This is a genomic window from Streptomyces sp. NPDC016845, assembly GCF_044332585.1.
GTDB lineage: Bacteria > Actinomycetota > Actinomycetes > Streptomycetales > Streptomycetaceae > Streptomyces.
The window spans coordinates 95,337-107,295 of sequence record NZ_JBIRPI010000017.1; the positions used below are offsets into that span (position 1 = coordinate 95,337).

At 70.3% G+C, this 11,959-nt stretch carries 12 protein-coding genes and 1 tRNA gene; 12 read left to right on the forward strand and 1 reads right to left on the reverse strand.

What is annotated here, in order from left to right; all coding sequences use genetic code 11:
- Positions 1–669 precede the first annotated feature (669 nt).
- From ACH4RC_RS30400 to ACH4RC_RS30450, 11 genes are all read left to right on the forward strand, one after another.
- A complete protein-coding gene (locus tag ACH4RC_RS30400) occupies positions 670–1,638 on the forward strand; it encodes an NADH-quinone oxidoreductase subunit H (RefSeq protein WP_398206597.1) in 969 nt (322 codons plus the stop codon).
- A complete protein-coding gene (locus ACH4RC_RS30405; RefSeq protein ID WP_398206598.1) occupies positions 1,638–2,297 on the forward strand; it encodes a NuoI/complex I 23 kDa subunit family protein in 660 nt (219 codons plus the stop codon). Before ACH4RC_RS30400 ends, ACH4RC_RS30405 begins: the two co-directional genes overlap by 1 nt.
- On the forward strand, positions 2,294–2,917 hold the full coding sequence (locus ACH4RC_RS30410; RefSeq protein WP_398206600.1) for an NADH-quinone oxidoreductase subunit J: 624 nt from the start codon (positions 2,294–2,296) through the stop codon (positions 2,915–2,917). The genes ACH4RC_RS30405 and ACH4RC_RS30410 overlap by 4 nt, the downstream gene beginning before the upstream one ends.
- The gene (gene nuoK, locus ACH4RC_RS30415; RefSeq protein WP_398206601.1) at positions 2,917–3,363 is read left to right on the forward strand and encodes an NADH-quinone oxidoreductase subunit NuoK; all 447 of its coding nucleotides are present in this window, start codon (positions 2,917–2,919) and stop codon (positions 3,361–3,363) included. Before ACH4RC_RS30410 ends, nuoK begins: the two co-directional genes overlap by 1 nt.
- Entirely contained in the window at positions 3,360–5,378 is a 2,019-nt protein-coding gene (locus ACH4RC_RS30420; protein WP_398206602.1) for an NADH-quinone oxidoreductase subunit L, read from the forward strand. The genes nuoK and ACH4RC_RS30420 overlap by 4 nt, the downstream gene beginning before the upstream one ends.
- A 6-nt stretch (positions 5,379–5,384) precedes the next feature.
- Positions 5,385–7,007 (forward strand): NADH-quinone oxidoreductase subunit M, encoded by a 1,623-nt coding sequence (locus ACH4RC_RS30425; protein WP_398206604.1) that lies wholly within the window; start codon positions 5,385–5,387, stop codon positions 7,005–7,007.
- Positions 7,004–8,539 (forward strand): NADH-quinone oxidoreductase subunit N, encoded by a 1,536-nt coding sequence (locus ACH4RC_RS30430; RefSeq protein ID WP_398206605.1) that lies wholly within the window; start codon positions 7,004–7,006, stop codon positions 8,537–8,539. The genes ACH4RC_RS30425 and ACH4RC_RS30430 overlap by 4 nt, the downstream gene beginning before the upstream one ends.
- Before the next feature lie 147 nt (positions 8,540–8,686).
- A complete protein-coding gene (locus ACH4RC_RS30435) occupies positions 8,687–9,145 on the forward strand; it encodes an MscL family protein (RefSeq protein ID WP_398206607.1) in 459 nt (152 codons plus the stop codon).
- 299 nt (positions 9,146–9,444) lie between these two features.
- Positions 9,445–10,308 (forward strand): zinc metalloprotease HtpX, encoded by an 864-nt coding sequence (gene htpX, locus ACH4RC_RS30440; RefSeq protein ID WP_398206608.1) that lies wholly within the window; start codon positions 9,445–9,447, stop codon positions 10,306–10,308.
- A complete protein-coding gene (locus ACH4RC_RS30445; RefSeq protein ID WP_398206610.1) occupies positions 10,305–10,697 on the forward strand; it encodes a YccF domain-containing protein in 393 nt (130 codons plus the stop codon). The genes htpX and ACH4RC_RS30445 overlap by 4 nt, the downstream gene beginning before the upstream one ends.
- Positions 10,698–10,803: 106 nt before the next feature.
- Positions 10,804–11,076, forward strand: a complete 273-nt coding sequence (locus ACH4RC_RS30450; protein ID WP_398206612.1) for a GlsB/YeaQ/YmgE family stress response membrane protein — start codon at positions 10,804–10,806, stop codon at positions 11,074–11,076.
- 85 nt (positions 11,077–11,161) lie between these two features.
- Here the strand turns inward: ACH4RC_RS30450 and ACH4RC_RS30455 are convergent, their stop codons facing one another.
- Positions 11,162–11,650, reverse strand: coding sequence for a YajQ family cyclic di-GMP-binding protein (locus tag ACH4RC_RS30455; protein WP_398206613.1), 489 nt, complete (start codon positions 11,648–11,650; stop codon positions 11,162–11,164).
- A 224-nt stretch (positions 11,651–11,874) separates the two neighbouring features.
- Between ACH4RC_RS30455 and ACH4RC_RS30460 the strand changes: the two genes are divergently transcribed.
- A tRNA-Tyr gene (locus ACH4RC_RS30460) sits at positions 11,875–11,956 on the forward strand.
- The last annotated feature ends 3 nt before the right edge of the window (positions 11,957–11,959 follow it).

Sequence of the window (11,959 nt, forward strand, 5' to 3'; positions counted from 1 at the left end):
AGGGTTCGGCGAGCCAGGCGCCGGGTGCGGGTGCGGTTTCTCCGGAGGAGGCGAGCGGGGCGGCTCCGGCGCGGCCTGCGCGGCGTTCGCGGAGTGTCTCTGAGGGTTCGGCGAGCCAGCGGCCGGCCACGCCGGGGAGCGAGCCGGAGACAGCTGAGGCGGCTGGACCGCCGGCCAAGCCGCGCCCGTCCGACGCCCCCTGGCACAACGCCAAACCAGCCTTCGACGAGCCCCCGCAACCGCCCCAGGCACCGAGCGCAGGTCCGAGCGCAGGTCCGGGGGCCGGGCCGAGCTCCGGTTCGGAGACCGATCCGGAGGCCCGGCCGAAAACCGAGCCGGAGACCAAGTCGAACACGGAGGCTGAGGGCGAGAACGACTCGGCGGCGTCGGACCCGGCGGCGTCGGACCCGGCGGCGTCGGACTCGGCGGCGTCGGATCCGACTGGGGCAGACCCGACCAAGCCAGCCTCGAGCAGGCCGGAGTCGCCCGCGTCGGAGTCGCCCGCGTCGGACTCAACCGAGCCGGATACGACCGCGTCGGACTCGGCCACGCCGGACTCGGCCACGCCGGACTCTGCTGGGCCGGGCACGGCCGGGGCAGACTCGGCCGAGCCGGACCCCGCTGACGCGCCGGACACGACCAAGCCCGACACAACCGCCGGAGGCACGCGTGAATGACGTGCTCGACGTAGCCCTGCGCCTCGTCGTCGTCTTCGTCGCCTTCCTGGTGCTGCCGCTGATCGTCGGCCAGACCGAGCACAAGGTGATGGCCCACATGCAGGGCCGGCTCGGCCCCATGTACGCGGGCGGCTTCCACGGCTGGGCCCAACTGGTCGCCGACGGCGTCAAGTTCGCGCAGAAGGAGGACGTGGTCCCGGCGGACGCCGACCGCCGCGTCTTCCAGCTCGCCCCGGCCGTGGCCCTGCTCCCGTACCTCCTCGTCCTCCTCGCGATCCCGGTCGGCCCCGGCGACGGCGCGGTCGGCCAGGTCATCGACGCGGGCATCTTCTTCGTGCTCGCGGTGATGGGCGTCGGCGTGCTCGGCTCGCTGATGGCGGGCTGGGCGAGCGCCAACAAGTTCTCCCTGCTCGGCGGCTTGCGCACCGCCGCCCAACTCCTCGCCTACGAACTGCCGATGCTGCTCACGGCCGCGTCGGTGGCGATGGCGGCGGGCACGGTCTCGCTGCCCGGCATCCTCGACGCGTTCGAGTGGTGGTGGCTGCCCTGGCAGATCGTCGGTGCCCTGGTCTTCTTCGTGGCGGGCCTCGCCGAACTGCAACGCCCGCCGTTCGACATGCCCGTCGCCGACTCCGAGATCATCTTCGGCGCGTACACGGAGTACACGGGCCTGCGTTTCGCGCTCTTCCTCCTCGCCGAGTACGCGGGCATCGTCGTCCTGTGCGGCCTGACCACGGTCCTCTTCCTCGGCGGCTGGCACGGCCCGTGGGGCGCCGACGGCCTCGGCTGGGTCTGGACCCTGCTCAAGACGGCGGTCCTGGCCTTCGTCGTCATCTGGCTGCGCGTGTCCTACCCGCGCCTGCGCGAGGACCAGCTCCAGAAACTCGCCTGGACCACGCTCATCCCCCTCGCCCTCGCGCAGATCGCGCTCACCGGAATCGTGAAGGTGGCGATCAACTAGTGCCCCCGATCCCCGGGTCCGGCCTGGCCAAGGGCCTCGCCGTCACCCTCCGCACGATGACGCGGAAGACCGTCACCGAGCAGTACCCCGACGCCCAGCCCGAACTCCCGCCCCGTACGCGCGGCGTGATCGGCCTGTTCGAGGAGAACTGCACGGTCTGCATGCTCTGCGCCCGCGAGTGCCCCGACTGGTGCATCTACATCGACTCCCACAAGGAGACGGTCCCGGCCGCCGTCGAGGGCGGCCGCGAACGCAGCCGCAACGTCCTCGACCGCTTCGCCATCGACTTCTCCCTCTGCATGTACTGCGGCATCTGCATCGAGGTCTGCCCCTTCGACGCGCTCTTCTGGTCCCCGGAGTTCGAGTACGCCGAGACGGACATCCGGGAGCTCACCCACGAGCGCGACAAGCTCCGCGAGTGGATGTGGACCGTCCCGTCCCCGCCCGCCCTCGACCCTGCCTCCGAGGAACCGAAGGAACTGGCGGCAGCCCGCAAAACAGCCGACAAGCTGGCGGCGGCGCAGACGACTGAGCCGGCGCAGACGACTGAGCCGGCGCAGACGACTGAGCCGGCGCAGACGACTGAGCCGGCGCAGGCAGCGGAAGCAGCCCCAGCGGCGCCCCAGGAGAGCCCCGACAACGGAGGGGAGACCGCATGAGCCCCGCCGCGCCCCCGTTCCGGGCGGCTGTCACCCTCGCCGCCGAGCAGCACGGGTTCCTCTCCCCGACCGGGGTCGAGATCGCCTTCCTCCTCGTCGGCCTGGTCACCTTCGGCGCCGCGATCGTCACCGTCACCACGAAGCAACTGGTGCACGCCGCCCTGTGGCTGGTCGTCGCGCTCGGCGGCCTCGCCGTCGAGTACCTCCTGCTCACCGCCGAGTTCATCGCCTGGGTGCAGGTGCTGATCTACGTAGGCTCCGTCGTCGTCCTCCTCCTCTTCGGGCTGATGCTGACCCGCGCCCCGATCGGCCGGTCGCCGGACGCGGACAGCCCCAACCGGTGGGCCGCCCTGGCCGTGGCCGTCGCCGCCGCGATCGCCCTGGTCTGGGTCGTCGTCGACGCCTTCCGCACCACCTGGATCGACCTGGACGTGGCCGCCCAGGGCAACACGGCAGTCACCGGTTCCGTCCTGTTCCGGCACTGGGTCCTGCCCTTCGAAGCGCTCTCGGTCCTCCTCCTCGCCGCCCTGGTCGGCGCGATCGTCCTGTCCCGCAAGAAGAACGCGGCCGAACCCGACGCCGGCCCCGCCGTCACCACCCGCCGGGAGGGCGACCGCTGATGCACCTCGCGTATCCCGCCGTCCTCGCCGCCCTCCTCTTCTGCACGGGCCTGTACGGAGTCCTGGCCCGCCGCAACGCGATCCTCGTCCTGATGTCCGTCGAGCTGATGCTCAACGCCGTCAACCTCAACCTCGTCGCCTTCGACGTCTGGCTCCGCGACGCCCTGCACGCCGGTCAGGCCCTGACGCTGTTCACCATCGCCATCGCCGCCGCCGAGATCGGCATCGGCCTGGCGATCGTCCTGGCCGTCCACCGCAACCGCGGCACCGCCGACATCGACAAGCTCCGCGACTCCGCCGAACCCCACGACCCGGACGACGACCCGGACGACGACCCGTCGGGCCCGTCAAGCCCGTCGGGCCCGCACGGCTCGTTCGGCGCCACCGCCACAGCCGCCCCCGACAACCCGGCCGGCCCGGAGAAGAAGGCCGAGGCCACCGCGTGACCACCACGACCCTCGCCGTCCTCGTCCCCCTCCTGCCGTTCCTCGGCGCCGCCGCGGGCCTCTCCCTCGGCCGTACCGCTCCCGGCTTCGTCCGCCCGCTGGCCGTGCTGCCGACCGTCGCCGCGCTGGTAATCGCCGTCACCGTCGCCGGCCGGCAGGGTGGCGGCACCGGCAACGGCACCCGGGCCCTCGACGCGCACACCCAGCTCACCCCGACCGGCTCCGTGCCGATCGAACTGGCCCTGCACATCGACGGCTTCGCCGCCCTCGTCGCCGTCCTGGTCGCCCTCGTCGCGACCTGCGTCCAGCTCTACTCGACCGGCTACCTCCGCGACGACCCGCGCTACCCCTCGTACGCCGCTCTCGTCTCCCTCTTCACCTCCGCGATGCTCCTCGTCGTCTACTCGGGCGACCTGATGGTGCTGCTCGTCGGCTGGGAAGTCATGGGCATCTGCTCCTACTTCCTCGTCGGCCACTACTGGGAGACCCCCGAGGCGCGCGCCGCCTCCCTGAAGGCCTTCCTCGTCACGAAACTCGGCGACGTCCCCTTCCTCATCGGCCTGTTCGCCCTCGCCACCGACGCGGGCTCCTTCCGCATCACGACGATCCTGGGCAAGGTCACGAGCGCGGGCGGCCTCGACCACCCCACCCTCATCGCCCTGCTCCTCCTCGCGGGCGTGGCGGGCAAGTCGGCGCAGTTCCCGCTGCACACCTGGCTGCCCGACGCGATGGCGGGCCCGACGCCCGTCTCCGCGCTGATCCACGCCGCGACGATGGTCGCCGCCGGCGTCTACTTCGTCGCCCGCCTCCTCCCGGTCTTCGCCGCCTCCCGCGCGGCCCTGATCGTGCTGGCCGTCATGGCCGCCGTGACCATGACCGGCTCGGCCCTCGCCGCCCTCGCCCAGGACGACATCAAGCGCGTCCTCGCGTACTCGACGATCGGCCAGCTCGGCTACATGACCGGCGCCCTGGCCGTCGGCGACCGCAGCGCCGCCGTCTTCCACCTCCTCACCCATGGCGCCTTCAAGGCGCTCCTCTTCCTCGCGGCCGGCGTGATCATCCACGCCGCCGGCACCAACTCCCTCGCCGCGATGGCCCGGATGGACAAGCTGCGCGACCGCGTCCCCGACGCCTTCTGGACGATGACCGTGGCGCTGCTCGCGCTCGCCGCGATCCCGCCCTTCAGCGGCTTCTTCTCCAAGGAGGCCGTCCTCGGCGCCGCCGAGCACACCGCCACCGGCCACGAGCACGCCGTCCCGGTCGCCTCGGGCTGGATCGTCCTCGTCGCGGGCCTGATCACGGCCCTGCTCACCGCCGCCTACGCGACCCGCCTGTGGCTCCTCGCCTTCAACGGCCGGGGCACACCGGCCCCGGACCACGGCAAGCAGCCGGTCACGATGAACGCCGTCCTGTGGGTCCTGGCGGTCCCCTCCCTCGCTCTGGGCCTGGCCACGGGCGTCCTGCCCGACTGGTTCGACGGCCGCTCCCTCACCCCGACCCTCACCACCTCCGTCATCGGCACCGGCTTCGCACTCGTCGGCGGACTGGTCACGTACGGGGCCTGGCGCCACACCACCGCGATGGACGCGCGCCGCACCCCGATCGGCGCCGTCGCCGTCGACAGCGACACCGGTGACGGCGGCCTGGTCGAGGCCGAGGCGATCGCCTCGCACACGGCCGCGTACGGATCCATCGCGGGCGCCGCCGACCCGGCCGACCCGGGCCGTCTGCTGCTCGGGCCCCTGCACCGGCACGCCGCCGCCGGATTCCACCTCGACGCCCTGTACACGACGGTGTTCGTCCGCCCGGTCCGGTCCGCTGCGACCCTGGTCCGCTTCCTCGACCGCACGGTCGTCGACACCTACGTACGGGCCGCCGCCGAGGCCCCCAAGGCGCTGGGCTGGGCCGTGCGCCGCGCCCAGACCGGCAACGTCCAGACCTACCTCAGCGCACTGCTCGCAGGCACCGTCGTCCTGGTGGTCGCCGTCGTCCTTGTCGCCACCGCCGGAGCGTGAGCAGCCGTGATCGATATCAGCGAATCCGTGATGCAGTTCCTTCTCGCATTGATCGTCGTCGGGCCGCTCATCGGCGCCGTCGCCGCTCTCCTGCCCGCCCCGCCCGGACTGAAGGGGAACTCCCCCGAACAGGCCGTGCTCCGCCACGGCGTGACCGTGACCGGCGTCATCCTCATCGCCGCGATCGTCCTCGCGCTCGGCTTCGACCACGACCACCCGTCAAAGATGCAGGCCACGACCGACATCAGCTGGATCCCCGCGCTCGACGTGCGGATCCACCTCGGTATCGACGGCATCTCTCTCCCCCTCCTGGTGCTCACGGCGCTGCTGACCTTCCTCTGTGCGCTGTACTCCTACTTCAAGCCGCCGAGCGGCGCGTCCCCCCAGGCCTTCGTCGCTCTGGTCCTTCTCCTGGAATCGGGCACGCTCGCCACCTTCGCCGTCCTGGACCTCCTCCTCTTCTTCCTCGCGTTCGAGATGGTCCTCATCCCGATGTACTTCCTCATCGCCCGCTGGGGCGGGGCCGAACGGACAGCGGCGGCCTGGAAGTTCATCCTCTTCACGCTGCTCGGCTCGGTCGTGATGCTGCTCGGCCTCCTCCTTATCGGTGTTAAGTCGGGCACGTTCGACATGATGGCACTCACCACTGACAACGGCCGGAACCTGACCACATCCGTGCAGGTCATCGCCGTATTGGCGATCGGGATCGGGCTCGCCGTGAAGACCCCGATGTGGCCGCTGCACAGCTGGCTGCCGGACGCGCACACCGCCGCCCCGACCGTCGGCTCGGTCCTCCTGGCCGGTGTCCTGCTGAAGATGGGTACGTACGGGTTCGTCCGGATCCTGCTGCCAATCGCGCCCGACGGGATGCGGACGTTCGCCCCGTATCTCGCCGCGTTCGCCGTCGTCGGGATCATCTACGGATCACTGGCCTGCCTGAACCTCGTCAAGCAGGGCGCGAAGGGCGACCTCAAGCGCCTCATCGCGTACAGCTCCGTCGGCCACATGGGCTTCGTCCTGCTCGGCATCGCGACGATGAGCCCGACCGGCGTGAACGGCGCGCTGTTCGCCAACATCGCCCACGGCCTCATCACCGGCCTGCTCTTCTTCCTCGTCGGCGCCCTCAAGGACCGGGCCGGCACCAGCGACCTCGACACCCTCGCCGAGCAGAGCGGCATGGCCCTCTACGGCAAGGCACCGCGCCTCGGCGGCCTCCTCGCGTTCGCCGCCGTCGCCTCGCTCGGACTGCCCGGACTCGCCGGATTCTGGGGCGAGATGCTCGCCCTGTTCGGCGCGTTCGAGCCCGCCGAGGGGCTCAGCCGCCCGGCCTTCCTCGTGTTCATGTCGATCGCCGCGCTCGGCACCCTGCTCACCGCCGCGTACATGCTCCTGGTGGTCCGCCGCGTCTGCATGGGCCCGCGCGACCACGAGGCGCCCGCGCCCGCCGACGCACGGGGCGACGGCCTCTCCGGCGTACGGAGCACCGGGTTCCCCGACGTCCAGGGCTACGAGTTCGCCGCCTGGACGCCGCTCGCCGCCCTCACCGTCGTGGCGGGTCTGTGGCCCGCCGCCCTCCTCGGCCTCACCGACCCGGCCGTGCAGAAGCTCCTCGCAGGAGGCCTCCAGTGACCGCCGTCGCCGCGCCCTCCGTGGCCTCCCTCGTCCAGTCCGTCGACTGGGTCGCGATCGCCCCGCCGACGATCGCGGCGGTCGTCGCCCTCGTCGTCCTGGTCGCCGACCTGTTCCTCGACGAGCGGCGCAAACCGGTCCTCGGCTGGATCTCCGTCGCCGGTCTGGCCGCCGCCGGGCTCACGCTGCTCCCGCTGATCGGCGACGAGCGCTCCACGTTCTGCCTGACCGGCGCGCGCGAGGCGTGCAGCTACACGGCGGACCGCTTCACGCTCGTCGTCCAGTTCCTCGTCCTTGCGGGCGCGCTGGTCACGGCGCTGCTCTCGATGAGCACCCTGAAGGACGCGAAGAACGAGGACAAGCCGCTTCCCGACGGGGAGTACTGGTTCCTCCTCCTGTCCTCCGCCGCGGGCGCCGCCCTCCTGCCCGCATCGCGCGACCTCGCCACGCTCGTCGTCGCCCTGGAGGTCGCCTCACTGCCCGCCTTCGCCCTGGTCGGCCTCAAGCGCGACGACAAGCGCTCCTCCGACGCGGCCCTGAAGTTCTTCCTGTCGTCGGTCACCGCGACCGCCGTCACCCTCCTCGGCGTCAGCTTCGTCTACGCGACCACGGGCACCCTGCACCTCACCGAGGTCGCCACCGAACTCACGCGCGTGGACAACCAGTTCCACACCCTCGCCCAGGCGGGCGTCGCCCTCACCCTCGTGGGCTTCGCCTTCAAGACGGCCGCCGTGCCGTTCCACTTCTGGGTGCCGGACACCTATGTGGGCGCGCCCCTGCCGATCGCCGCCTACCTGTCGGTCATCGGCAAGGCCGTCGGCTTCACCGGCCTCATCCTCGTCACGGTCGTCGCGTTCCCCTCGTACGCCGACGTGTGGGGCCCGGCGCTCGCCGCCCTCGCCGCCCTGACGATGACCATCGGCAATGTGGCCGCCCTGCGCCAGCAGGCCACGCGCGCGTACAGCGCCGTCCGCCTCCTCGCCTGGTCCTCGGTCGGCCAGGCCGGCTACCTGCTGGTGCCGATCGCCGCGGCCGCCTACTCCGACGACCCGCAGAAGTCGATCGGCTCCACACTCGCGTACGCCCTCATGTACGCCGCCGTGAACCTGGGCGCGTTCGCAGTGGCCGCCCTTGTCGCCCGTACGAAGCCGCTGAACCGCGTGAGCGACTACCGGGGGCTGTACGCCTCCCGTCCGCTCGCCGCGCTCGTCCTGGGCTTCTTCCTGCTGTGCCTGGCCGGTCTTCCGCCGGGCGTCATCGGCCTCTTCGCGAAGGTCACGGTCTTCTCGGCCGCCGTCGACGCGGGGCTCGGCTGGCTCGCCGTGGTCATGGCCGTGAACGTCGTCATCGCGCTCTATTACTACCTGCAGTGGACCGCGGCCCTCTTCCGCGCTCCCGAGGGCGAGCCGACCGCGTACCGGGCCTCCATGCCGCTCACCGCCGCCATCGCTGTGACGGCGGTCGTCGGCGTGGCCCTCTCCGGAGCTCCACAACTGATCCTTCACTTTGTGGACAGTGGACTGTTCTCGTAACGCGGCAGCCTCCTAAAGCCCCGGTTTGGTACGTTTCTGGGTCGCAGTACTCACGGACGACACCGGAAAACGCAGATGGCACAGCACCTACAGATGTCACAGCAACCAGGCTTTCCCCCCACCGTCACCCTTCCCAGGAGCAGCAGCGTGCTGAGCGGTTTCAAGGACTTCATACTTCGTGGAAACATCGTCGCCATGGCGGTGGGCCTCGCCGTCGGGTCGGCGTTCACGGCCCTTGTGACCGCTTTCACCGCCGCCTTCATCACGCCCCTCCTGGGGTGGGCGACCGGCTCCATCGGCAACTACTCGGACGCCTACTTCACCTTCGAGGGCGTGAAATACCCGTACGGGAAGCTCATCAACGCCGGCATCGCCTTCTTCATCACCGCCGCGGTCCTGTACTTCCTGATCATCGTGCCGATGATGAAGATCACGGCCCGCGCCGACCGCAACAAGCCGATCGACATCAAGGCCGCCCTGCGCGACTGCCCCCGCTGCTTCAGCCAGATCCCCGGCATCGCCACCCGTTGCCCGAACTGCACCAGCGAGATTGAGCCCGACCACAAGGCCCTGGAGATCGCGGGCCTGCTGCCGCAGCAGCACTGACCCGTACGGCCCACCACCCCGTACGGCGGCCCACCCACGTGGAAGGCCCACCAACCCGTACGGCCCACCGACCCGGACGGCCTCCTGATCGGTACGGCCCACCGCCCCTTACGGCCTACCGGAACCACCGCTCCTGGAGCGCGTGCACAAGGGAACTAGTCCCGCTCGTCTGGCGTTGACCAGTACGGGAGGGTCCACTAGGGACAGGCAACCGCAGCCACCCGCACCGAAGCGCGGGGCCCAGTGGAAGCAGTGAGCAAGCAGTGGGTTCCCCTGCCGCACCATCAGGAGGGCGTACCGTGCACCGCCGGCACAACGGGTTGAAGACAGCCGTACTTCTCGGGGGCCTCTCCGCCCTCATCCTCGTCATCGGCAGCTTTTTCGGCCGTATGGGGCTCGTCATCGGCCTCGTCATCGCGATCGGGACGAACGCGTACGCGTACTGGAACAGCGACAAGCTGGCCCTGCGCGCGATGCGGGCCCGCCCCGTCAGCGAGTTCGAGGCGCCCGTGCTCTACCGCATGGTCCGCGAGCTCTCCACCCAGGCCCGCCAGCCCATGCCGCGGCTGTACATCTCGCCGACGGAGGCGCCGAACGCGTTCGCGACGGGCCGCAACCCGCGCAATGCGGCCGTGTGCTGCACCGACGGCATCCTGCGCATCCTGGACGAGCGCGAGCTGCGCGGCGTCATCGGGCACGAGCTCAGCCATGTCTACAACCGAGACATCCTGATCTCCTCGGTCGCCGGAGCGCTCGCCTCAGTGATCATGTTCCTGGTCAACTTCGCGTGGCTGATCCCGATCGGCCGCTCGAACGACGACGACGGCCCCGGCATCTTCGGCATGCTGCTGATCATGCTCCTGGGCCCGCTGGCCGCCTCCCTCATCCAGCTCGCCATCAGCCGCTCGCGGGAGTACGAGGCGGACGCCTCCGGCGCCCAGCTGACCGGCGACCCGCTGGCCCTGGCGAGCGCCCTGCGCAAGCTCGACGCGGGCACGAAGCAGCTCCCGCTGCCGCCCGAGCCGCGCATCGAGACGGCCAGCCACATGATGATCGCCAACCCGTTCCGCCCCGGCCAGGGAATGTCGAAGATGTTCTCCACGCACCCGCCCATGGCGGAGCGGATCTCCCGGCTCGAGCAGATGGCAGGTCGCCGACAGTGAAGACAATCCTGAACGTCATCTGGCTCGTCCTGAGCGGCTTCTGGCTGTTCCTCGGCTACCTGCTCGCGGGCGTGCTGCTGTGCATCACCATCATCGGCATACCGTTCGGCGTGGCGTCCTTCAGGATCGGCGTCTACGCCTTGTGGCCCTTCGGGTACACGACGGTCGAGCGCGGGGACGCGGGCGCGCCCTCGTGCGTGGGCAATGTGCTCTGGCTGGTCCTGGCGGGCTGGTGGCTGGCGCTCGCGCACATCTTCACCGGCATCGCCCTGTGCGTGACGATCATCGGCATCCCGTTCGGCATCGCCAACTTCAAGCTGATCCCCGTGTCCCTGATGCCGCTGGGCCGCGAGATCGTCTCCACGGACCGCCCGTTCGCGGCCCGCTGAGTACCGGGCGCGCGCAACCGTCGCGCGCCTGTTTCTCGTCCCTCTGGGCAACAGTGCGACAGGACAACCCCGCACGACGCAGCACGACAGAGGGGCAGAACACGGCATGGGCATCATCAGCTGGATCATTCTCGGACTGCTCGCCGGTGCCGTCGCCAAACTCCTGCTCCCGGGCCGCGACCCGGGCGGCCTGGTCGGCACCACGCTCATCGGAGTGGCGGGCGCCTTCATCGGCGGCTGGATATCGTCCCGCTGGCTCGACCGCCCGATCACCAAGGACTTCTACGACACCGCCACCTGGGTCTCCGCGATCGGCGGCGCGCTCGTCCTGCTGATCGCCTACCGCATCTTCTTCGGCGACTCCCGCAGCCGCCGCTGAGCGCTCCGCGACGGACAGCGACAGCGCGAAGGGGCGGCACCCGGCCGGGTGCCGCCCCTTCGTCACGCGCGCGTGGGCGGGCGTCCTACCGGTAGTTCACGAACTGCAGCGCGAAGTCGAAGTCCTGACCCTTGAGCAGCGCCTGTACGGCCTGGAGGTCGTCCCGGCTCTTGGAGCTGACCCGCAGCTCCTCACCCTGCACCTGCGCCTTGACGCCCTTGGGGCCCTCATCACGGATGATCTTCGCCACCTTCTTGGCGTTCTCCTGGGAGATGCCCTCCTCGATGGAGGCGAAGATCTTGTACTCCTTGCCGGAGAGCTGCGGCTCACCGGCGTCCAGCGCCTTCAGCGAGATACCGCGCTTGATCAGCTTGGACTGGAAGACGTCGAGGATGGCCTTGACCCGCTCCTCGGAGTTGGCCTCCATGAGGATCTTCTCGCCGGACCAGGCGATGGAGGCGCCCACGTTCTTGAAGTCGTAGCGCTGCGAGATCTCCTTGCCGGCCTGGTTGAGGGCGTTGTCGACCTCCTGCCGCTCGACCTTCGAGACGATGTCGAAACTGGAGTCGGCCATGTCCTGTGGCTCCTTGTATCGGGGACTGATCGGATTCCGACCGGGATCCGATCGGGTTCTGGTCGGGCGCGCACCGATGCAATGCGCCGCGTGCAAAGCCTAGCCACCGCCCGGCGCGCCACTGTCGATCAATCGGGTGGCGAAGCACCCCTGTGCATCGGGTATTGTTTACGTCGTTGCCAGCGAGCACCGCCACCGAGCGGAGCACAAGGCGACGAACCCAAGGCGGTGTGCCCGAGCGGCCAAAGGGAGCAGACTGTAAATCTGCCGGCTCAGCCTTCCCAGGTTCGAATCCTGGCGCCGCCACAT